The sequence below is a fragment of the Shewanella algicola genome (assembly GCF_014648035.1).
Lineage (GTDB): Bacteria > Pseudomonadota > Gammaproteobacteria > Enterobacterales > Shewanellaceae > Shewanella > Shewanella algicola.
Window position 1 is genome coordinate 223,420 of record NZ_BMQI01000001.1, and the last position, 20,710, is coordinate 244,129.

Genomic DNA, 20,710 nt, shown 5'->3' on the forward strand with positions numbered 1-20,710 from the left:
TTCGAGGCAGGATTTTGAGGGCGAAGTGCGCTCGACAACTGCTCCTGCGTTGTTCTACCTCCTGCATCCATGCAGTCGTACCTTAAGAAGGCTAACAAAGCAGATCACGCTGATAAATTCGTCCTTTGTGACGCAGCCTAAAATAGATCACATTCTAATACTAATTCCACTAATTATCTGGTCACTCAGCGGGAGTTCTGTGCCTTCTAGGCAAGTAATAGGATTGAAGACATAGTTGTTCTCGGCAACTGCTCCTGCGTTGCTCTACCTCCTGCATCCATGCAGTCGTACGTCAAAATGCTATTAAGCAGCATAAAAGGCACAGAAACCCGCCTTGCAGGAGGCACTCAGACCGTTCATTTCTTTGTTGCATTGTCTTAGAAGGGAATAACCATTATTTCAACAATGCGCCTCAAACTGAACAATCTGAGTGACTCTGATTGGCCACATAATTAATGGAATTGGTATAATAAGGATTGGTATTACATTTATTTCAGGCAATAAAAAACCCAGCATAAGCTGGGTTTTTTGAATCCAAAAAACGAATTAACGCTTAGAGAACTGTGGCTTACGACGTGCTTTACGTAGACCAACTTTCTTACGTTCAACTTTACGAGCATCACGGGTAACAAAACCAGCGGTACGTAGAGTAGGACGTAAAGCTTCATCTAGTTGCATAAGTGCACGGGTAATACCGTGACGAATTGCACCAGCTTGGCCAGTAGTACCACCGCCCTTAACAGTTACATAGATGTCTAACTTTTCAGTCATTTCAACTAACTCTAATGGTTGACGAACAACCATACGAGCAGTTTCACGACCAAAATATACATCTAAAGGACGTTGGTTTACGATGATATTGCCACTACCTGCTTTAGCGAAAACGCGAGCTGTAGATGTTTTGCGACGGCCAGTGCCGTAGTACTGAGTTGCAGACATTTGCTTACTCCCGTTTAGATATCAAGAACTTGTGGTTGTTGTGCAGCATGGTTATGTTCAGTGCCAGCGTAAACTTTAAGCTTACGGAACATAGCACGGCCCAAAGGACCTTTTGGTAACATACCCTTAACTGCTTTCTCGATAATCATTTCTGGTTTTTGAGCCTGTAGCTTTTCGAAGCTGATTTGCTTGATGCCACCAGGGAAACCTGAATGCGAGTAGTAAATTTTACCAGCTGCTTTGTTACCAGTTACAGTCACTTTTTCAGCATTGATAACGATGATGTAATCACCAGTGTCAACGTGAGGAGTGTATTCTGGCTTATGCTTGCCGCGTAAGCGAGTTGCGATTTCAGTTGCAATACGACCTAAAGTTTTGCCTTCAGCGTCAACAACGAACCAGTCACGAGTAACCGTCTCTGGTGTAGCAGTATATGTAGTCTTCATTATACAAAAACCCAATGTTTAAAATTCTGTCTCACATGCTGAATGCAAATGCAATCAACACAAAATTACCGATTCTTGCCCCTTCGAGCACGAATATTGGCTTACAACTTCCGCCCAATTGGCGGAGTAACGTGGGCAGGGTGCGGATTATACGCAAAGCAGATGCAAAAATCACCTGCTTTTTTACTAAATAGATAAAATATTCGATCTGTTAACTTAAGATGCGGTTATCTCACTTGTTCATCAATGATAAAGCCATCTTTCGGGTATTCAACAATCTGTCACAATGCAGAGAATCACTTAAGTTAAGTGCTCTAAAGCAAGGTAGTCACGTGATTGCATTTCAATTAACCGCGAACGACAACGTCTAAACTCAAAACTTAATTGGCCATCGGTATAAAGGTGTTCTAACTCTATTTGCGCCGACACAATTAACTTAACGTTACGTTCGTAAAACTCATCAACCATCGCCAAAAAACGTCTGGCGATATCATCACCCGTTTGCTGCGCGCCCATTTGCTCTATGCCACTTAACAAGACTGTGTGATAAAGGCAGGCGAGCTCCATGTAATCTCTCTGCGAACGTGGACCGTCGCACATGTCTCTAAAATTAATCAACAGTACCCCTTTAGATTGCTGACGGATATTAATCTCCCGACCATCAATTTCTATAGGCGCAATCTGTCTTTCTGCATCTGTCGCGAGTTGGTCGAAGTAATGTAGAAGATTAATGTCTGCCTGTTTATCAAGTGGATAATGATAAATCTCAGCTTGTTCTAAGGTCCGTAAACGATAATCAATCCCTGAATCCACATTTAAAACTTCACAATGTTGATTAATCAGGGCAATAGCAGGTAAGAAGCGCACACGCTGCAAACCATTTTTATACAACTCGTCAGGGATGATATTAGATGTAGCAACCAGTGCGACCCCTTGCTTAAACAGCTCTTGGAATAGTGTTCCCAATAACATGGCGTCGGTGATGTCTGACACAAAAAACTCATCAAAACAGATAACCTGATATTGGCTAGCCATTTTTTTCGCAATCGTAATCAGTGGATCTTGCACCCCTTTTAAACCGTCGAGTTCATGATGTACTTGATGCATAAAACGGTGAAAATGCGCTCGTAATTTGCGCTCTCCCGGCAATGCATCGTAAAATGTATCCATTAAATAGGTTTTGCCGCGCCCGACTCCGCCCCATAAATATAATCCTTTTACAGGTGCTGACTTGGCTTTTACCCCAACGGCAGAAAACAATTTAGATAAACCAGAACTGGGTTTATTGGCTGCGATGATTTCATCATAAACACGTTGCAATGACTTAACTGCCTGCTCTTGTGCGGCATCATGTGAAAAATCTTCTCGGGTAAGGTCTTGTTGATAATGCTGCCAAGGGGTTAACTGCGCCACGATTACGACTCTCTTACATCAATAAATTACTGCGGATAATAACATTAAAAATTCAATACGAGTAACCGCTTAACCGGATCAAATTAAGGTTTGTTAATCAAATTTGAACTAACAAATAACACGTCACTCTCAATAATTAACTCAGATTAACCCATATTACTGACAGCTTTTATCGCGACACCATGCAGCGTTGTCTACTCTCATTTATTAACGATATTTAACTTTGAATTCTTGCAATCAAGCCACATATTTTATTTACAAGCTTGAATGCAATCAGGAGCTACCTAACCTATGAAAACCAAATTAAGCCTACTTTCTGCAGCACTATTAACAGCTTCATTGTCGTTATACCCTGCTGTATCGCAAGCCGCCATTCCACAAGCGGTTGAAGGTCAAGCTGTACCGAGCTTAGCCCCAATGTTAGAGCGTACGACCCCAGCTGTGGTGTCGGTAGCCGTATCGGGCACTCAAGTGTCAAAACAGCGAGTGCCAGATGTATTTCGTTACTTCTTTGGCCCTAATGCGCCGCAAGAGCAAGTGCAAGAGCGCCCCTTTAGAGGCTTAGGCTCGGGGGTTATTATTGATGCAGCTAAAGGCTACATTGTAACCAACAACCATGTCATCAATGGCGCTGATGATATTCAAATTGGCTTGCATGATGGCCGTGAAATTAAAGCCAAACTCATTGGTGCAGATAAAGAGTCAGATATTGCCTTGTTGCAAATTGATGCTAAAAACTTAACCGAAATTAACCAAACTGATTCAGACAATATTCGCGTAGGTGACTTTGCTGTCGCGATTGGTAATCCATTTGGTTTAGGGCAAACCGTTACCTCTGGTATTGTGAGCGCCCTTGGCCGCAGCGGTTTAGGTATCGAAATGCTCGAAAACTTTATTCAAACTGACGCAGCCATTAATAGCGGCAACTCTGGTGGAGCATTAGTTAACTTAAACGGTGAGCTTATTGGGATTAACACCGCAATTGTTGCCCCAAATGGCGGTAACGTAGGCATCGGCTTCGCCATCCCAGCGAACATGGTTCACAACCTAGTCGATCAAATTATTGAACACGGTGAAGTACGCCGCGGTGTATTAGGGGTTTCTGGCCGTGATTTAGATAATGAGCTGGCAAAGGCTTTTGGCCTAGACACACAACACGGTGGTTTTGTTAACGAAGTCATGCCGAAAAGTGCTGCCGATAAAGCAGGGCTAAAAGCCGGTGATATTATTGTCAGCATTAATGGCCGTAGTATTAAGAGCTTCCAAGAATTACGCGCTAAAGTCGCCACCATGGGCGCAGGCGCTAAAGTCGAGTTTGGTATTATTCGCGACGGTGACAAGAAAACCATTAAAGCCACTTTAGGTGAAGCAGATAAAGTGGAAGCTGAAGCTGGCAATGTACATCCAATGTTGCAAGGTGCGACATTAGAAGATAGCAAAAAAGGTATTGAAATTACCGAAATTGCTCAAGGTTCACCCGCTGCCATGAGTGGCTTGCAAGAAGGAGATTTAATTGTCGGGTTAAACCGCACTAAAATTTCCAGCCTAAAAGCATTAAAAGAAGCCCTCGAAGACAAGCAAAGTTCAGTGGCGTTAAAGATTTTAAGAGACAACAATTTACTGTATTTAGTTTTACGCTAAATCAGTAAAAGTAGATTATTCGTTTCGATTTACAGCCACTCATTAACACGCTGTTAATGAGTGTGAACTGACTTGAAGATTTAAGCATCGGTGCAAGCTTGGCCGATGCTTAATTTTTTGAGCTATGTTAAGATAAAGTTCATATTTTTCAACAAATGTCAGGCCATGAATTTAAAAGACACGTGCATCTATATTGTAAAAGCTATGACATTTGGCCTGATCATGGCAGCTGTTTTTTTAGTGATCACCTCTATACTTCCTAATCACTCCCTTAATACAGGTTTATCTTCCGTACACAGTGGTGGCGCTGAGCTGTCTTTTGCCAAAGCCGTTCGCCGTGCAGCACCTGCCGTGGCCAACATTTACAGCCTAAGCATTGACCAACGTAACCCATTAAACGCAAGTTCACTTCAAGGCTTGGGCTCTGGGGTGATTATGAGCAAAGATGGATACGTGCTTACCAATTACCATGTGATTAAAAAAGCTGATGAAATTGTCATTGCACTGCAAGATGGGCGCAAATTTACCGCTGAAGTGGTTGGCTCCGATCCTGTGACAGATTTAGCAGTGCTCAAAATTGAAGGCGATAACCTACCCATTGTACCGTTTAATCTCAATAATCCAGCCCAAGTAGGCGATGTAGTATTAGCTATTGGTAATCCGTACAACATCGGCCAAACCATTACCCAAGGTATTATCAGTGCCACTGGCCGTAACGGTTTAAGCTCTGGTTATTTAGACTTTTTACAAACCGACGCAGCTATTAATGCAGGCAATTCAGGTGGCGCATTAATAGACACTAATGGCGAATTAATTGGTATTAACACCGCCGCATTCCAGGTGGGTGGAGACAATGGTGGTAACGGTATTAGCTTTGCTATTCCCATAAAATTGGCGCATAGCATTATGGACAAATTAATAAAACATGGCCGTGTTATCCGTGGCGCTCTAGGTATTTCTGGCGAGCCAATTAACCAGGTCGTTGCACAAATCCTCAACCTACCCGATATGAAAGGGGTATTGGTCACAGGTGTTGACCCAGAGGGTCCCGCAGCTCGTGCAGGCTTAGCCCCGCGTGATGTGATTACTCAATATAATGGTGAAGATGTTCCCGGTGTTGAAATGCTGTTAGACCGAATTGCAGAAACACCACCAGGCACCAGAATGGACATGGTCATCATTCGTGAAGGTAAAACTCAAACCTTCCCGGTTATTATTGCAGAAAAAATTAATGAGCCTGAATAACCACTTTTATTCAATACTCATATATTCAATACTCATATTAAACAAATAAAATTAGCACATAAAAAAGCCATTCAACTCATCATTGAATGGCTTTTTTGTACCGTCATGAACGTTATTTAACCTGAACTCGGGATAAGGTATGAACTTATTCTATTAAAAATCAATATGTTACCCACCCTCACTTTCAAGCTTGTCATTTGTTCTGCTAACAAGGCGAATTGACGCATCAATAGCTAGCCTATTGTAAGTCGATTCAACGCCGTTAGCAGGGCAAAGGACTGTTTGAAAGGCGTTTATTATCCCGAGATCAGGTTATTTAACCCGTACCACTTCTGCACCTAAACCTTGAAACTTAGCTTCAATATGCTCGTAACCACGGTCTAAATGGTAAATACGATCAACGGTCGTGATACCGTCTGCCATTAGGCCCGCAATCACTAAGCTTGCTGATGCACGTAAATCGGTTGCCATGACTTGAGCACCATTTAAACGTTCAATACCGTGGATAATACACGTATTTCCTTCAAGTTCGATGTCAGCGCCCATGCGGCTCATTTCTGGTACATGCATAAAGCGGTTTTCAAAAATGGTTTCAGTCACACGACCGGTGCCTTCAGCAAGGGCGTTTAATACACAAAACTGCGCTTGCATGTCGGTAGGAAATGCTGGGTATGGCGCGGTTTTAATGTTAACGGCCTTAGGTCGTTGCCCTTGCATATCAAGCTCAATCCAATCTTCACCCGTTGTGATGGTCGCGCCAGCATCTTCAAGCTTTAGTAATACAGCTTCGAGTGCACTAGGGTCGGCAGATAAACAACGAATTTTGCCACGCGTGACAGCGGCGGCGACTAAGAACGATCCGGTTTCAATGCGGTCAGGCATAACACGGTATTTGCAACCCGATAAACGCTCAACGCCTTCAATTGTTAAGGTTGCAGTACCAATGCCTGAAATTTTAGCACCCATTGCCACTAAGCAATTCGCTAAATCGGTGACTTCTGGCTCACGTGCAGCGTTTTCGATAACCGTTGTACCGTCTGCAAGTGATGCAGCCATTAATAGGTTTTCTGTTGCGCCAACACTAACCATATCCATAAAGATATGTGCACCTTTAAGGCGACCATCTACACGCGCTTTAATGTAACCTTCTTTCACTTCGATTTTAGCACCCATAAGCTCTAAACCGTGCAAGTGTAAGTTAACAGGGCGTGCACCAATGGCACAACCACCTGGTAAAGACACATCTGCAGTACCATAACGCGCAAGTAATGGACCAAGGATCAAGATTGACGCACGCATGGTTTTAACTAAATCATACGGAGCACAATACTCATTTAAATTGGTGGTCGAAATACGCACGCAGCTATTTTCAAGCTGATCAACTTCGGCGCCTAAGCAACGTAGTAACTGACAACTAGTGTTGACGTCTCGTAAATTAGGCACGTTTGAGACAATAAAATCTGTTTCGGCTAATACGCCTGCCATTAAAATAGGCAATGCCGCATTTTTAGCACCCGAGATCACGACTTCACCAGCAAGCGGTTTGCTGGCTTTAATAGTTAATTTATCCACTGTGAATCTCAGTACTTACATATTGAAAAGTTTTTCACGCTTCCACTGGGTAGGCGTAAATGTTTTGATGGTTAGCGCGTGTAGTTCACCACTGGCAATTTGTTCTGAAAGTGGAGCATAAATAGCTTGTTGCTGTTTTACGCGGCTCATGCCATCGAAGCACTCTCCAACTGCAACCACTTTGTAATGGCTGCCATCTGAAGTCACATGGGCTTCTGTTAATGACAGTGCATCTGTCAACATTTGTTCAATAACCTTGCAATCCATGAAATCTATTACCTTTACTTGTCAATCTAATGCTTATAAAACTGGCACTTATAAACTCGTATTTATACAACGAAAACGGCTACAACTATGACTGGCTAAAAAAAGCGTCTAAATCGTATAGCTCAATCATTTTTTTGAGCTGCTCGCTGGGATTAACCAACTGCCGCGATGCGCTGTCTTTTTTACTGCCAGAATGAGTTAATCGAACCAATGCTAGTAATAACGCTACACCAGCACTGTCTACATATTCTAGGGCGGACAAGTCTATCACTTGGGTTGTATCAGTAAACAACTGTTGGCGTTTTGGCCATAATTGTTTTACTTCAACCTGCGTTAAGCGTCCGCTAACGAAGCACTGCTGCTCTTGTTGATTAAAGTTAATCACGCTGCTGCAGCTTCTTTAGTTGGTTGACGATCGATTTTTTGCTTGGTTTTGTCATTCAACATTGAAATAACGGCTTCAATACCTTGCTGACGGATCAAGTTAGAAATCTCAGACTGCTTAGAAGCCAATAAACTAACGCCTTCTGCAACAAGATCAAATGCTTTCCAAGTATTGTCTTTTAAACGACGGGCTTTAAATTGAATTTTGATCGGTGGGCGACCTTTTTCAATAATTTGCACGTTTATTTCAACAATTTTTTCGTCACTAAAATCACTAGCAGGATCAAACTCAACAGCCTGGTCGGTATATTCTGTTAATGCTTGTGCATACGTTGCGACTAGGTAGCCTTCAAATGCTTCAACAAAACGGTCACGTTGATCCGGTGTGGTGTCACGTAAATACTGCCCCATTACTTTGTATGCTGCATATTTATAATCAACATGTGGCATTAATTCTTCATTTACTATCACTTTTAAGTGACTTAAATCGCTATCGATTAATGCTCTATCTTGCTTAAAACGATCAAATGTTTTATTGGCGACTTGCTTGATCATTTCATATGGGTCACTGGTGTTGATCTCGTCATTAGCTGCCATTACGCCAGAGCTAATTGCTGCGCTCGCAATTAAACATACAGCCATTACACGATGAAAAAGTGCCTTCATTATAGAGCTCCTAATTGTCTTTAGACGACATACTGTATAAAAGTTGACCAATTAAATCTTCGAGAATCAATGCGCCACGCGTATCATGAACCTTATCGCCATCAACCAGCATGGCAATATCATCATCCATAAAGCCTGGGGTTAAGCCAATAAATTGCTCACCTAATAAACCTGAAGTCAAAATAGCTAAACTGCTGGTTTCAGGGAACACATCATAGCGCTTGTCCATCGTTAACGTCACCACAGGGATCAGCTTACGAGTATCTAAGGTAATGTCTGTCACACGACCAACAACCACCCCACCTACTTTGACTGGCGAGCGTACTTTTAATCCACCGATATTATTAAACTCGGCAACTAATGTATAAGTTTGGTCACTTGACTTGACTTCAACATTAGCAACATTAAATACCAATGCACAAAATGCCAACAAACCTGACAATAAAAACACGCCTACTAGTAACTCAATTTTCCGTGTCAACATACTCTTAAACCACTTCAATTAAACTAAACAATGAAAAAATCTTAATTTCCGAACATGATTGCAGTAAGCAAAAAGTCCAGCGCTAAAACAGCTAAACTGGCCTGCACAACCGTTGAAGTTGTCGCTCGGCTAATACCTTCAGGGTTAGGTTGTACTTCGTATCCTCTGTACAAGGCTATCCAAGTCACCACCACACCAAAAATAACACTCTTAATCAAGCTGTTAACAATATCCTGCTCCCACTCTACAGATGCTTGAAGAATAGACCAAAATGCACCGCTATCAATGCCTTTCCATTCAACACCTACCAGATGGCCGCCCATAATGCCCACTAAACTGAACATCAAAGCAAGCAGAGGCATACTGATCACCCCAGCCCAAAAACGAGGGGCAATGATTTGTCGTAAAGGATCAATTGCCATCATCTCTAAACTGGATAACTGTTCAGTCGATTTCATTAAACCAATCTCTGCCGTTAGTGCAGACCCTGCCCGTCCGGCAAACAATAATGCGGCAACCACAGGACCAAGTTCACGTAACAAGCTAAGCGCCACCATTGGGCCCAAACTTTCTTCCGTACCAAAGCCAACAAGAATATTGTAGCCCTGCAACGCTAATACCATGCCGATAAACAAACCCGATACTAGGATAATCACCATGGAGCGCACACCCAGCACATATATTTGCTTGGTAAGTAGTGGCAAACCTTTTTTAACATTAGGCACACGTACCACAGCGCCCCACAGCATTAAACCAGCTCGGCCTAATCCGGAGATCATCTTTAACGCATATTTGCCCATGTCGGCAATATTATCAATTACGCCCACACAATAACTCCTCTTGATAATCCTCGGCAGGATAATGAAATGGTACCGGACCATCTGGCTCGCCTTGGATAAACTGAATTAATTGCGGGTTATCAGACAAACGCAATTGCTCTGGCGTTCCATGTGCAATCACTTTTTTTTCTGCAATCACATACACATAATCTGCAATACCCAGCACTTCATCGACGTCATGAGACACCACAACAGAAGTGAGTTTTAGCGTATCTGATAATTCACGAATTAATTTTACGAGCATCCCCATTGAAATAGGATCTTGGCCCGCAAAAGGCTCATCGTACAAAATCATTTCAGGCTCAAGCGCAATCGCCCGGGCTAGTGCGGCACGACGCTGCATACCACCAGAAAGCTCGTTAGGCATTAAATAAGCTGCCCCACGAAGTCCCACCGCTTGTAATTTCATCAGCACAATTGAACGAATAATCTCTTCAGGTAACCCTGAATGCTCTCGTAATGCAAACGCGACATTATCGAATACATTTAAATCGGTAAACATTGCACCGCTTTGAAAAAGCATGCTCATACGTTTACGTAACTCAAATAACTCTTCACGTTTTAATTTATGTAAATCTTGGCCATCAAATAAAATGTGACCACTATTGGGTGTAAGTTGCCCACCAATCAATTTTAATAACGTGGTTTTACCTATACCGCTAGGGCCCATAATAGCGGTCACTTTACCTTTAGGTATCGTTAACGAAATATCTTTATAAATCACTCGAGAACCATGACTAAAAGCCAAATGGTTAATCTCGACCAAAGGGGAATTATTTGATTTACTCATATCAGGCATCGGAGTTGAGGAGATCACAACCTTCCTTAAAAAAAGATGAAGCGCAAATTGTACTGTAATTGTCCATTGAGCGACAACTATATCCATATAACCAAAGCTCATTGTTAATACAATTAGTGCACAATGCTTTCAATTTAGTGAAAATCCAGCGAAAATGCCCGCTAATTATTTACCATCATAGGAATCACATGCTAGTTAATATCCTAATGCTAATTGTAGGGCTTGCTGTTTTAGTGTGGAGTGCGGATAGATTTGTATACGGTGCAGCTGCATTTGCGCGTAATTTAGGCTTACCGCCAATGCTAATAGGACTCACCATCGTAGCGATGGGCAGCTCAGCCCCTGAGATGTTTGTTGCCGCGAGCGCGTCAATGAATGATATGCGCGACACCGCAGTCGGCAACGTTTTAGGCTCAAACATTGCCAACATAACCTTAATTTTAGGATTAACCGCATTACTCGGTGCGATTAGCGTAGGGTCAAAAACCTTAAAGCGTGAAATCCCCTTAATGTTAGCGGCTACGGTATTTGCGGGCTACACATTACATGACGGCCTGTTAACCCGTGCAGAAGGCATTATGTTAACCATCTTATTTTTTGGCTTAATGGGCTTTTTTATTTGGCAAGCCACTAGCAAAAAAGTGACAGACACCTTAGATGAAGACCTCGAGTCTGAGATCCCTAAAAACGTCCCCACCTTTCGTGCTATCATTTGGCTACTAGTTGGTATTATATTACTTCCTCTATCAGCAGGTTGGATGGTTGACGGCGCGGTAGGGATTGCAAAATTTTATGGATTATCTGATTTAGTCATTGGACTGACTATTATTGCGGTTGGTACAAGCTTACCCGAGTTGGCAGCTTGCATTGCTGGTGTATTAAAAAAGGAAGATGATTTAGCGATTGGTAATATCGTTGGTTCAAACTTATTTAATATTTTAGCGGTACTCGCGATACCTGCGTTGATTGCCCCAGGCGAAATAGATGCACAAGCCAGCGGTAGAGATTTCTACATGGTATTGGGAACCAGTACTGCACTGGCCGTTTTAGTGTTATCTAGTGGTGCTAAAAAACAACTTACCCGTTGGCATGGCGCCTTGTTATTAATCACCTTTATTGCGTACCAAATTATTGTATTTCAATCTCATTAGATTGGAGCAAAAAGGTAAAGTCTTAAGCTAAAAGAGAGACACTCATGGTAGATCAAACTCAATTTCGCCAATGGGGCCGCAAAGTTATCGATATCGAAAAAGCGGCATTAGATCATTTATATCAATACGTCGACTCCGCTGAATTTGGCCAGGCCTGCGAACTCATCATGCAGTGTAAAGGCAAAGTGATTGTGATGGGTATGGGTAAGTCAGGCCATATTGGCAATAAAATTTCTGCCACCTTTGCAAGTACCGGCACCCCTGCTTTTTTTGTACACCCGGGTGAAGCCAGCCACGGCGACTTAGGCGCTTTAGACAAAAATGATATCGTACTGGCGATTTCTAACTCAGGCGAATCAAGTGAAATTTTAACCTTACTGCCTGTGATTCAACGTATGGGGGTACCGGTGATTTCAGTGACCGGCAAACCTGAGTCAAACATGGCTCGACTCGCTAAAATTCATCTGTGCATTCAAGTACAAGAAGAGGCCTGCCCGCTTGGGTTAGCCCCGACATCAAGCACTACCGCGACCCTTGCTATGGGTGATGCTTTAGCTATTGCATTACTGCAAGCAAAAGGCTTTACCCGAGACGATTTTGCCTTATCACACCCCGGCGGTGCTTTAGGACGTAAACTGTTACTAAAAGTAGAAGATGTGATGCATCAAGGTGATAGCTTACCGAGTGTAAGTGATGACATTTGCATTACCGATGCGCTGTATGAAATATCGAAAAAAGGCCTGGGTATGACCGCCGTTGTCGACAAAGCTAATACCTTAGTGGGTATTTTTACTGATGGTGATTTACGACGTATTATTGATGCTGAAGTAAACTTACGCACCACACCAATTGCCCAAGTGATGACGCAAAATTGCGTCACCAGTCCTAGCGGTATCTTGGCAGCAAAAGCATTACAAATCATGGAAGAAAAAAACATTAACGGATTGATTGTCGTTAACCAACAACATCAACCGATCGGCGCATTAAATATGCTCGATATGGTTAAAGCAGGAGTGATTTAACCATGTCAGATACACATCAAGGCTTTTACGGCCAGGTCAGCGACGATATTTGGCAACGAGCTAAAAAAATTAAACTGCTCATTTGCGATGTTGACGGCGTCTTTTCTGACGGACGTATTTATTTAAGCAATGCAGGCGAAGAGCTAAAAGCATTCCACACTCGTGATGGTTATGGTGTGCGTTCAGTATTAACCAGTGGCATACACGTTGCCGTTATCACTGGCCGTAAATCAAAAATTGTTGAAACTCGCATGACAGCACTTGGGGTAAAACATATTTATCAAGGCATCGACAATAAATTTGAACCATTTGAACAATTACTCTCTCTCTATAATGTGACTGCTGACGAAGTGGCCTACATTGGTGATGACATGGTCGATTTACCTGTAATGAAAGTAGTGGGTTTAGCAGTATGTGTTGCAGATGGGCATCCGTTTGTAAAACAACATTGCCATATGACCACCAGTATCAATGGTGGCCATGGTGCCCTACGTGAACTCACGGACCTATTATTACTAAGTCAGGATAAATTTACCCGTGCCCACGGTATGAGTATATGAATAGAGTCACCATCGCGATTGCCGCATTCTTTGGCCTTGCCCTTGTGTTGTATTGGCAAGCTCAAGTAAAGCGCAGTGAAATGGATGCAATTAAAGTGGTAGGGATAGAACGGCCTGACTTTATTGCCGACAATTTACGTACTACTGAATTTAACAAAGAAGGGTTAATTGCCAGTAAAGTATCGGCAAAACACATGGAGCATTATGCTTCGAGTGATATCACTCACTTTACTGAGCCTGTATATTTAATTTATCCGGAAAACGGCAAAGCTCAATGGCAACTAAGTGCTGACAGAGGTCAATTAAATAAACAGACCAATAAAGTCATCTTAGAAAATAATGTTATTATTGATGCTATTGATATTGAAGAGCCTTTACAGTCGCTGACCACACAAACGGTCACATTAGATCTGTCCACCATGATAGGCAGCTCACAAGAGATGGTGTATATCGAAGGCAAAGGGTTTATGATTCAAGGTTTAGGCTTGCATGCTGACTTGAATACCCAAAAATTATCGCTACTAAATAAAGTAGAAGGAACATATGAGCCACAATAATCGTTACTCTCGCGCCCAAGCCGCACTATTATTTAGCGGCTTAGTTTGCATGCTGAGCATTCCAGCAGTGGCAAAGCAAGGGGATCTCAAACAAGAATTAAAAATCTCCTCAGTAAGCCAGTCAGCTGACATTAAAAACAATCAAATTATTTTTAACGGCCCGGTGACCATTGTGCAAGGCACTATAAATATTAATGCCGACGAACTACGCGCTTTCACGCCAGAAAACAGCACATCAAAAAGACTCATCGCCACAGGAAAACCTGCGACCTTCTCTCAAGAATTAGACGATGGCAAAATCGGTACTGCAAGTGCCAATGAGATCACTTACGACCTAGCAACGACCACATTAACTTTATCGGGTAATGCCAAGCTAAATCAAGCCGGTAGCCAAGTGACGGGTAATCGTATTAAGTACAATATTACCGCTCAAGAATTAATTGCCGAAAGCACAGGTAAAGGTCAAGACCGGGTTATTACCATTATCCAACCTGATAATTTCCAAAACGAGTCAGCACCAAAACAAAAGCTGCCTGAGATCCCAGTCAACAAGCAGATCAAACCATGACCCAAATTACCTTAACGGCAGAAAACTTAGCCAAAAGCTACAAAGCACGTCAAGTTGTTAAAGATGTAAGCTTAACGGTTAAAACAGGGCAAATTGTTGGTTTACTTGGCCCTAACGGCGCAGGTAAAACTACCACGTTTTATATGGTCGTTGGCCTAGTAAAAAGCGACAAAGGCCGTATTTTAATTGATAAAGACGACCTAACATCTGATCCCATGCACCTTAGAGCTCGAAAAGGTATTGGCTACCTACCTCAAGAGGCCAGTATTTTCCGCAAGCTGACAGTGCATGACAATATCATGGCGGTATTACAAACCCGCAAAGAGCTAAACACAGACCAACGCATTGAACAGCTTGAGCACTTGCTTGAAGAGTTTCATATTACCCATATTCGCGACAGCCAAGGTATGTCTTTGTCTGGTGGTGAACGCCGTCGGGTTGAAATTGCCCGCGCATTGGCGGCAAACCCACAATTTATTTTACTCGACGAACCCTTTGCTGGTGTTGACCCTATTTCGGTTATCGACATCAAAAAAATCATTCAACAACTGAAAAGTCGTGGTTTAGGTGTATTAATTACTGACCATAACGTACGCGAAACACTCGACGTATGTGAGCGCGCTTACATTGTAAGCCAAGGTAATTTAATCGCCGAAGGTACACCAGATGAGATCTTGAGCAATCAACAAGTTCGAGCAGTGTACTTAGGTGAACAATTCAAGCTATAGTTAGCCTATCTACTTCATCTCATTGAACGATACCTAAACAGCGCTAAACATCATTGACTTACGTGACAATCTATTACAGTTTTTGAGATTGTCACCTTTATGAAAATCATCTGGGGATAAGCGGTAAATGAAAGCGTCACTCCAACTTAAAATGGGTCAGCATCTCACTATGACCCCACAATTGCAGCAAGCCATCCGCTTGCTGCAATTATCTTCATTGGAGCTACAGCAAGAAATCCAACAAGCACTGGACTCAAACCCATTGCTTGAAATAGAAGATGAGTTTTCTCAAGCCAAAGATCCTGTAAAAGAAAATCACGATCAATCTGACACCGATTTCAGCGATAACAGCACCGTTAATGTTGAAAAAGACACGTCTTCTGTCGACACCACTGAATCATTGAGCAAAGAAACCATGGACGACTTGCCCATGGATACCACGTGGGACGAAGTCTATACCGCCTCACCAATGTCTGGTTCAGGCAGTGCAAGCATGCGCGATGACGACATGCCGTTTCAAGGTGAAACCACTGAAGGGTTATATGAACATTTAGAATGGCAAAAGAACCTTACGCCATTTTCTGAAACAGATTTAGCGATTGCAACCGCCATTATCGACGCCATTGATGAACGGGGTTACTTAACGCAAAGTACCGAAGAAATTTTAGAAGCGATGGGTGATGAAAACGTTGAGCTAGACGAAGTAGAAGCCGTACTTAAACGTGTTCAGCACTTTGACCCAGTGGGCGTTGCTGCGCGTGACTTAAGCGAATGCCTATTAATCCAATTAGCACAATACGCCACCGACACACCATATATTGAAAACGCCCGTATTTTGATCAAAGACTACTTAGATTTGATCGCTGGCCGTGATTTTAGATTACTAATGCGTAAAACCCGCCTTAAAGAAGATGATTTACGCGACGCCATCGGCTTGATCCAGTCACTCAATCCACGCCCAGGCTTATTAATCACCGCCACGGACGACGAATACGTGATCCCTGATGTGACCGTGCTGAAAAAAAATGGCCGCTGGGTGGTTGAATTAAATCCAGACAATATGCCCAAAATTGGCGTGAATCAACAATATGCAGCTATGGCACGTAGTAGTAAAAACCCGTCGGACACCCAATTTATACGTGGGCATTTACAAGAAGCAAAATGGTTTATAAAAAGCCTTGAAAGCCGTAACGACACCCTATTAAAAGTGGCTAATTGCATTGTGCAATTCCAACAAGGCTTTTTTGAATACGGCGAAGAAGCCATGAAACCCATGGTATTAAACGACATTGCTGAAGCCGTCGAAATGCACGAATCAACCATTTCAAGGGTAACGACTCAAAAATACATGCACACCCCACGAGGGTTATTTGAACTAAAATACTTTTTCTCAAGCCATGTCAGCACTGACGATGGCGGAGAATGCTCATCAACAGCAATCCGTGCTTTTATTAAAAAGCTGGTTGCTGCTGAAAACCAGAAAAAGCCACTTAGCGACAGCAAAATGGCGCAACTTCTGGCAGAACAGGGCATCAATGTTGCTCGTCGTACGATTGCAAAATACCGTGAGGCAATGATGATACCGCCCTCGAACCAACGTAAGAGTTTATAAATTTACTCAACAATGGAGAAAAGTGTAATGCACATCAATCTATCTGGGCACCATGTTGAAATTACAGAATCTTTGCGTGAATACGTTCACGAGAAATTCTCTAAGCTTGAACGACACTTCGATCAGATCAATAATGTCCACGTTGTACTCAATGTTGAAAAATTACAGCAAAAAGCAGAAGCCAAAATGAACCTCAATGGCAGAGACATTTTCGCCATGTCTGAAAACACAGATATGTATGCAGCAATAGACGCCCTGATAGATAAACTAGACCGTCAGGTAATTAAACACAAAGAGAAGTATACAAAACACTAACGATGGAACTTTGTACCATCCTGCAGCCGGCATGCACCACCTGTGCCACACCGGGCAGTAAGAAAAAGGTACTGGAACTCATCAGCGACTTAGTTGCTGCCCAGTACCCCACCCTATCTTCGCAAGAGGTGTTTGAAAGCCTGCTTGCACGAGAAAAAATGGGTAGCACAGGTATAGGAAATGGTATTGCGATACCTCATGGCCGATTGACTACAATCGATCACCCTATCGCTATTTTTGTAAAATGCGAAGAGGCCATTCCTTTTGATGCCATCGATAAACAACCCGTCGATATCTTATTTGCGTTGTTAGTCCCAGCCGATCAATGCCAACAACATCTCGGCACTCTTTCATCCATGGCGCAAAAACTCAGCGATAAACAAGTGCTAAAGCAATTACGTAAAATTCACGATTCAACAGAACTCTATCAGGTAATTACCCAATGAAGCTTGTCATCGTATCAGGACGCTCAGGATCAGGTAAATCAGTCGCCCTTAGAGTGCTAGAAGATTTAGGCTACTACTGTGTAGACAACCTCCCCCTGGCACTTATCGATACGTTATTAGCGCAATTAAAAGGCAGTAATGACCTGGTTGCCATTAGTGTAGATGTGCGCAATATTGCCGAGCAAGGCAAAGTGCTACAAGAGCAGCTCAAAATTCTTGAACCTGATACCGAAATAACCAGCTTCTTTTTAAATTCTAGCGACAAAGTGCTGCTTAAACGCTACAGCGAAACCCGCCGCTTACACCCGTTATCTAAAAATCACATCTCACTGCAAGAAGCGATAAAACTTGAAGGTCGCTTATTGGAACCCATCGCCAAAATTGTCGACCATTATATCGACACATCAGCCTTGAATATTTACGAACTCAGTGACCAAGTTAGGCAGATACTACTTGGCAGTGTAGATAAAGAGCTTGTGATTAACTTTGAATCGTTTGGGTTTAAACACGGTATGCCTACCGAAGCAGACTTTATGTTTGATGTGCGTTTTTTACCTAACCCACATTGGGAAATAGAATTAAGGCCTTACACCGGACTAGATGAACCCGTACAAGCGTTTTTAGGTCGTCAGCCTTTGGTGAACAAATTTATCTGGCAAATTGAGAATTTATTTGAAACTTGGATGCCACACCTAGAGCGCAATAACCGCAGTTACCTGACGATTGCGATAGGATGTACCGGTGGCCAACACCGTTCGGTATACATTACCGATCAGCTCGCTAAACGCTTTAGACAAGGCTGTAAACATACAGTAAATGCTCGACATAGAGAGCTTAACATCGAAGAAAGCAGCCAATGATCAGAGTGTGGAGCGTTAATCATGCTTAAACGCCAAGTGACGATATCGAATAAGTTAGGATTGCACGCGCGCGCTGCAACTAAACTTGCGATTCTTGCTGCCGATTTTGACGCCGAAATCACCCTTGTACAGGGTGAAAAACAAGCCAATGCTGCCAGTGTCCTCGGATTGCTAATGCTTGAAAGCGGTATAGGAAAAATGATGACGGTGATAGCTAAAGGTCCCGATGCTGAAGCAGCCCTAGAAGCCGTGTGCAATCTCATTAACGCTAAATTTGATGAGTGCTGCTGACTCTCCATCAGTTAGCACTACCTATCTCCGTCTCTTGTACCAGTATTATAGAGTCTGCATCGATACAACATACTCATGCAGTATCATCATTGATATCGCATCGATGCGAGCCCTTAGCAAGACGATAATAACTCAACGTAAAACGATGTCCTCATTCTGTCATTAAGCTGACTTACCGCTGCCATAAACCTCGCTCATACTGTACTTATTCATTACTCATAAACAAAGTAGTGATTCACCAATTTAGTGCAATTGCACCAATTAAACAAAAATCAAAATTGTTAACAAACACCGATGAAATCATAAGGCACTGATAGTATAGGATTTAAAAAATATTTAAAAGTTGGCACGCGCTTTTCATATAGATATATATACCTACTAAGTAGTAGTTTATTTTTTGAGCAGTCCATTGTCAGTTGTAGGAGATAGCGATGAGTAAAATGAACCTAGGTCATAACATCAAATCAATCAATGTCATGGTGAATAAACTGGTTGAACAATACCGCCAGAACATTTTTTTCTTAGCGCATCTTGGTTGCAGCCAGTGGGATGAAGTTGAATCTCGCTCAAGCAAATATAGATAATTCATAAGGAATTAATGACATGACTATATCAACTGCCAGACATTACTCTATCGATTTTCAATATCAAGTGATTAGCGAAGTAAAAGAACATAATCGCTTGTTATCAGATGTAGCTAAACAATATGGCATTTCAGCAAAGACGGTTTACAAATGGGTAAAACATAGCGATACCCGTAAAAATGAAACCCGAGGCGAAATCGTGTCAGAAATAGCACATTTACAACAAAAAATTACTCAGTTAAGCCAACAATTACAAACAATGGCAAGCTAGTTAGCGTTTTTGGCAAGGATGTATGATCGTGTTTTCAGTGAGTTCCCCAGCAAACTGATTACACAAGCAAATAGCAACAACATCATACTAATAATAAGCGCACCCAATCTTGCATCCTTGCCGTTTTATATAACCGTTAACCATGGACAGGTTAACGCAATAGTTCAGGCGTTATTGGGTCCCCAGACTCTATATCCAATAACGTCACTTTTATTCGGTGGATAGGCGCAGTCAGTGCCAACCACCTCAGTTATGGCAAGGATGTTTGACCGTGTTTTAGCTAGCCCCCAGCACGCTAAAACACAGTAACAAACTCATAAAAACAATAAGCGCAGCCAATCTTGCATCCTTGCCGCTTTATACATCGTTAACCATGGACAGGTTAACGCAATAGTTCAGGCGTTATTGGGTCCCCAGACTCTATATCCAATAACGTCACTTTTATTCGGTGAATAGGCGCAGTCAGTGCCAACCACCTCAGTTATGGCAAGGATGTTTGACCGTGTTTTAGCTAGCCCCCAGCACGCTAAAACACAGTAACAAACTCATAAAAACAATAAGCGCAGCCAATCTTGCATCCTTGCCGCTTTATACATCGTTAACCATGGACAGGTTAACGCAACAGTTCAGGCGTTATTGGGTCCCCAGACTCTATATCCAATAACGTCACTTTTATTCAGTGGATAGGCGCAGTCAGTGCCAACCACCTCAGTTATGGCAAGGATGTTTGACCGTGTTTTAGCTAGCCCCCAGCACGCTAAAACACAGTAACAAACTCATAAAAACAATAAGCGTACCCAATCTTGCATCCTTGCCGCTTTATACATCGTTAACCATGGACTGGTTAACGCAACAGTTCAGGCGTTATTGGGTCCCCAGACTCTATATCCAATAACGTCACTTTTATTCCTGCCTATGGCAGAATTGAGCTTAAGTGAATCAATCCTCAAAGAAGGATATCCCGCTTAAGCAATAAATAACCTCTGCGTGCATATTCCGGAGCATCGTGAACAGTGATTCCGGCCCATCGTGAACACCCGTTCTGGTTTT

Annotated in this window: 25 protein-coding genes; 15 read left to right on the top strand and 10 right to left on the bottom strand. The window is 42.5% G+C overall.

Going from position 1 to position 20,710, the window contains the following annotated elements; genetic code table 11:
• Positions 1-546 precede the first annotated feature (546 nt).
• From rpsI to zapE, 3 genes are all read right to left on the bottom strand, one after another.
• A complete protein-coding gene (gene rpsI, locus IEY42_RS01120; protein WP_160052681.1) occupies positions 547-939 on the bottom strand; it encodes a 30S ribosomal protein S9 in 393 nt (130 codons plus the stop codon).
• A gap of 14 nt (positions 940-953) precedes the next feature.
• Positions 954-1,385: a 50S ribosomal protein L13 gene (rplM, locus tag IEY42_RS01125; RefSeq protein ID WP_188922409.1), complete on the bottom strand. Its 432-nt coding sequence runs from the start codon at positions 1,383-1,385 to the stop codon at positions 954-956.
• 300 nt (positions 1,386-1,685) lie between these two features.
• The gene (gene zapE / locus IEY42_RS01130) at positions 1,686-2,798 is read right to left on the bottom strand and encodes a cell division protein ZapE (RefSeq protein ID WP_188923542.1); all 1,113 of its coding nucleotides are present in this window, start codon (positions 2,796-2,798) and stop codon (positions 1,686-1,688) included.
• Between the two features lie 291 nt (positions 2,799-3,089).
• On the opposite strand from zapE, the gene degQ reads away from it, so the two are divergent.
• Both degQ and degS read left to right on the top strand, forming a co-directional pair.
• The gene (gene degQ, locus IEY42_RS01135; protein ID WP_188922405.1) at positions 3,090-4,439 is read left to right on the top strand and encodes a Do family serine endopeptidase DegQ; all 1,350 of its coding nucleotides are present in this window, start codon (positions 3,090-3,092) and stop codon (positions 4,437-4,439) included.
• Between the two features lie 165 nt (positions 4,440-4,604).
• Entirely contained in the window at positions 4,605-5,684 is a 1,080-nt protein-coding gene (gene degS / locus IEY42_RS01140; RefSeq protein ID WP_188923543.1) for an outer membrane-stress sensor serine endopeptidase DegS, read from the top strand.
• 312 nt (positions 5,685-5,996) lie between these two features.
• On the opposite strand, the gene murA is transcribed toward degS, so the two are convergent.
• The 7 genes from murA to IEY42_RS01175 form a co-directional block, all read right to left on the bottom strand.
• Complete coding sequence (murA, locus tag IEY42_RS01145; RefSeq protein WP_188923544.1) at positions 5,997-7,256, bottom strand: UDP-N-acetylglucosamine 1-carboxyvinyltransferase; 1,260 nt, start codon at positions 7,254-7,256, stop codon at positions 5,997-5,999.
• 15 nt (positions 7,257-7,271) lie between these two features.
• Positions 7,272-7,523: a BolA family protein gene (locus IEY42_RS01150; protein WP_188922399.1), complete on the bottom strand. Its 252-nt coding sequence runs from the start codon at positions 7,521-7,523 to the stop codon at positions 7,272-7,274.
• A gap of 85 nt (positions 7,524-7,608) precedes the next feature.
• Positions 7,609-7,908 (bottom strand): STAS domain-containing protein, encoded by a 300-nt coding sequence (locus tag IEY42_RS01155; RefSeq protein WP_188923545.1) that lies wholly within the window; start codon positions 7,906-7,908, stop codon positions 7,609-7,611.
• Positions 7,905-8,504: an MlaC/ttg2D family ABC transporter substrate-binding protein gene (locus tag IEY42_RS01160; RefSeq protein WP_373292764.1), complete on the bottom strand. Its 600-nt coding sequence runs from the start codon at positions 8,502-8,504 to the stop codon at positions 7,905-7,907. The genes IEY42_RS01155 and IEY42_RS01160 overlap by 4 nt, the downstream gene beginning before the upstream one ends.
• A gap of 79 nt (positions 8,505-8,583) precedes the next feature.
• The gene (gene mlaD / locus IEY42_RS01165; protein ID WP_188923547.1) at positions 8,584-9,057 is read right to left on the bottom strand and encodes an outer membrane lipid asymmetry maintenance protein MlaD; all 474 of its coding nucleotides are present in this window, start codon (positions 9,055-9,057) and stop codon (positions 8,584-8,586) included.
• Positions 9,058-9,098: 41 nt separating this feature from the next.
• Complete coding sequence (mlaE, locus tag IEY42_RS01170; protein WP_283106276.1) at positions 9,099-9,857, bottom strand: lipid asymmetry maintenance ABC transporter permease subunit MlaE; 759 nt, start codon at positions 9,855-9,857, stop codon at positions 9,099-9,101.
• 13 nt (positions 9,858-9,870) lie between these two features.
• Complete coding sequence (locus tag IEY42_RS01175; RefSeq protein ID WP_188923574.1) at positions 9,871-10,695, bottom strand: ATP-binding cassette domain-containing protein; 825 nt, start codon at positions 10,693-10,695, stop codon at positions 9,871-9,873.
• A 188-nt stretch (positions 10,696-10,883) separates the two neighbouring features.
• Here IEY42_RS01175 and IEY42_RS01180 point away from each other — a divergent pair, with 188 nt between their 5' ends.
• The 13 genes from IEY42_RS01180 to IEY42_RS01240 all read left to right on the top strand — a co-directional run bounded on the left by IEY42_RS01180 (position 10,884) and on the right by IEY42_RS01240 (position 19,660).
• Positions 10,884-11,846: a calcium/sodium antiporter gene (locus tag IEY42_RS01180; protein ID WP_188923548.1), complete on the top strand. Its 963-nt coding sequence runs from the start codon at positions 10,884-10,886 to the stop codon at positions 11,844-11,846.
• Positions 11,847-11,890: 44 nt separating this feature from the next.
• The gene (locus IEY42_RS01185) at positions 11,891-12,868 is read left to right on the top strand and encodes a KpsF/GutQ family sugar-phosphate isomerase (RefSeq protein ID WP_188923549.1); all 978 of its coding nucleotides are present in this window, start codon (positions 11,891-11,893) and stop codon (positions 12,866-12,868) included.
• 2 nt (positions 12,869-12,870) lie between these two features.
• Positions 12,871-13,428, top strand: coding sequence for a 3-deoxy-manno-octulosonate-8-phosphatase KdsC (kdsC, locus tag IEY42_RS01190; RefSeq protein ID WP_188923550.1), 558 nt, complete (start codon positions 12,871-12,873; stop codon positions 13,426-13,428).
• Positions 13,425-13,985: an LPS export ABC transporter periplasmic protein LptC gene (gene lptC, locus IEY42_RS01195; RefSeq protein WP_188923551.1), complete on the top strand. Its 561-nt coding sequence runs from the start codon at positions 13,425-13,427 to the stop codon at positions 13,983-13,985. The genes kdsC and lptC overlap by 4 nt, the downstream gene beginning before the upstream one ends.
• Positions 13,972-14,553, top strand: coding sequence for a lipopolysaccharide transport periplasmic protein LptA (gene lptA, locus IEY42_RS01200; RefSeq protein ID WP_188923552.1), 582 nt, complete (start codon positions 13,972-13,974; stop codon positions 14,551-14,553). The genes lptC and lptA overlap by 14 nt, the downstream gene beginning before the upstream one ends.
• Complete coding sequence (gene lptB / locus IEY42_RS01205) at positions 14,550-15,281, top strand: LPS export ABC transporter ATP-binding protein (protein WP_188923553.1); 732 nt, start codon at positions 14,550-14,552, stop codon at positions 15,279-15,281. The genes lptA and lptB overlap by 4 nt, the downstream gene beginning before the upstream one ends.
• A gap of 127 nt (positions 15,282-15,408) precedes the next feature.
• On the top strand, positions 15,409-16,893 hold the full coding sequence (locus tag IEY42_RS01210; RefSeq protein ID WP_188923554.1) for an RNA polymerase factor sigma-54: 1,485 nt from the start codon (positions 15,409-15,411) through the stop codon (positions 16,891-16,893).
• Positions 16,894-16,920: 27 nt separating this feature from the next.
• Positions 16,921-17,208, top strand: coding sequence for a ribosome hibernation promoting factor (gene hpf / locus IEY42_RS01215; RefSeq protein ID WP_188923555.1), 288 nt, complete (start codon positions 16,921-16,923; stop codon positions 17,206-17,208).
• A 2-nt stretch (positions 17,209-17,210) separates the two neighbouring features.
• Complete coding sequence (gene ptsN / locus IEY42_RS01220; RefSeq protein ID WP_188923556.1) at positions 17,211-17,654, top strand: PTS IIA-like nitrogen regulatory protein PtsN; 444 nt, start codon at positions 17,211-17,213, stop codon at positions 17,652-17,654.
• Positions 17,651-18,514, top strand: a complete 864-nt coding sequence (gene rapZ, locus IEY42_RS01225; RefSeq protein ID WP_188923557.1) for an RNase adapter RapZ — start codon at positions 17,651-17,653, stop codon at positions 18,512-18,514. Before ptsN ends, rapZ begins: the two co-directional genes overlap by 4 nt.
• Before the next feature lie 21 nt (positions 18,515-18,535).
• Entirely contained in the window at positions 18,536-18,805 is a 270-nt protein-coding gene (locus IEY42_RS01230; RefSeq protein ID WP_188923558.1) for an HPr family phosphocarrier protein, read from the top strand.
• Positions 18,806-19,236: 431 nt separating this feature from the next.
• On the top strand, positions 19,237-19,389 hold the full coding sequence (locus tag IEY42_RS01235; RefSeq protein WP_188923559.1) for a hypothetical protein: 153 nt from the start codon (positions 19,237-19,239) through the stop codon (positions 19,387-19,389).
• A 19-nt stretch (positions 19,390-19,408) separates the two neighbouring features.
• The gene (locus IEY42_RS01240; protein WP_188923560.1) at positions 19,409-19,660 is read left to right on the top strand and encodes a transposase; all 252 of its coding nucleotides are present in this window, start codon (positions 19,409-19,411) and stop codon (positions 19,658-19,660) included.
• The last annotated feature ends 1,050 nt before the right edge of the window (positions 19,661-20,710 follow it).

Bases quoted from the DNA above. Each gene is read 5' to 3' on its own strand.
- IEY42_RS01180 (WP_188923548.1), top strand. From the start codon at position 10,884: ATGCTAGTTAATATCCTAATGCTAATTGTAGGGCTTGCTGTTTTAGTG.
- mlaE (WP_283106276.1), bottom strand. From the start codon at position 9,857: ATGGGCAAATATGCGTTAAAGATGATCTCCGGATTAGGCCGAGCTGGT.
- kdsC (WP_188923550.1), top strand. From the start codon at position 12,871: ATGTCAGATACACATCAAGGCTTTTACGGCCAGGTCAGCGACGATATT.
- IEY42_RS01175 (WP_188923574.1), bottom strand. From the start codon at position 10,695: ATGCCTGATATGAGTAAATCAAATAATTCCCCTTTGGTCGAGATTAAC.
- IEY42_RS01185 (WP_188923549.1), top strand. From the start codon at position 11,891: ATGGTAGATCAAACTCAATTTCGCCAATGGGGCCGCAAAGTTATCGAT.
- rpsI (WP_160052681.1), bottom strand. From the start codon at position 939: ATGTCTGCAACTCAGTACTACGGCACTGGCCGTCGCAAAACATCTACA.
- degS (WP_188923543.1), top strand. From the start codon at position 4,605: ATGAATTTAAAAGACACGTGCATCTATATTGTAAAAGCTATGACATTT.
- IEY42_RS01235 (WP_188923559.1), top strand. From the start codon at position 19,237: ATGAGTAAAATGAACCTAGGTCATAACATCAAATCAATCAATGTCATG.
- ptsN (WP_188923556.1), top strand. From the start codon at position 17,211: ATGGAACTTTGTACCATCCTGCAGCCGGCATGCACCACCTGTGCCACA.
- IEY42_RS01150 (WP_188922399.1), bottom strand. From the start codon at position 7,523: ATGGATTGCAAGGTTATTGAACAAATGTTGACAGATGCACTGTCATTA.
- lptC (WP_188923551.1), top strand. From the start codon at position 13,425: ATGAATAGAGTCACCATCGCGATTGCCGCATTCTTTGGCCTTGCCCTT.
- lptA (WP_188923552.1), top strand. From the start codon at position 13,972: ATGAGCCACAATAATCGTTACTCTCGCGCCCAAGCCGCACTATTATTT.
- mlaD (WP_188923547.1), bottom strand. From the start codon at position 9,057: ATGTTGACACGGAAAATTGAGTTACTAGTAGGCGTGTTTTTATTGTCA.
- rplM (WP_188922409.1), bottom strand. From the start codon at position 1,385: ATGAAGACTACATATACTGCTACACCAGAGACGGTTACTCGTGACTGG.
- rapZ (WP_188923557.1), top strand. From the start codon at position 17,651: ATGAAGCTTGTCATCGTATCAGGACGCTCAGGATCAGGTAAATCAGTC.
- IEY42_RS01210 (WP_188923554.1), top strand. From the start codon at position 15,409: ATGAAAGCGTCACTCCAACTTAAAATGGGTCAGCATCTCACTATGACC.
- IEY42_RS01160 (WP_373292764.1), bottom strand. From the start codon at position 8,504: ATGGCAGCTAATGACGAGATCAACACCAGTGACCCATATGAAATGATC.
- IEY42_RS01230 (WP_188923558.1), top strand. From the start codon at position 18,536: ATGCTTAAACGCCAAGTGACGATATCGAATAAGTTAGGATTGCACGCG.
- degQ (WP_188922405.1), top strand. From the start codon at position 3,090: ATGAAAACCAAATTAAGCCTACTTTCTGCAGCACTATTAACAGCTTCA.
- IEY42_RS01240 (WP_188923560.1), top strand. From the start codon at position 19,409: ATGACTATATCAACTGCCAGACATTACTCTATCGATTTTCAATATCAA.
- lptB (WP_188923553.1), top strand. From the start codon at position 14,550: ATGACCCAAATTACCTTAACGGCAGAAAACTTAGCCAAAAGCTACAAA.
- hpf (WP_188923555.1), top strand. From the start codon at position 16,921: ATGCACATCAATCTATCTGGGCACCATGTTGAAATTACAGAATCTTTG.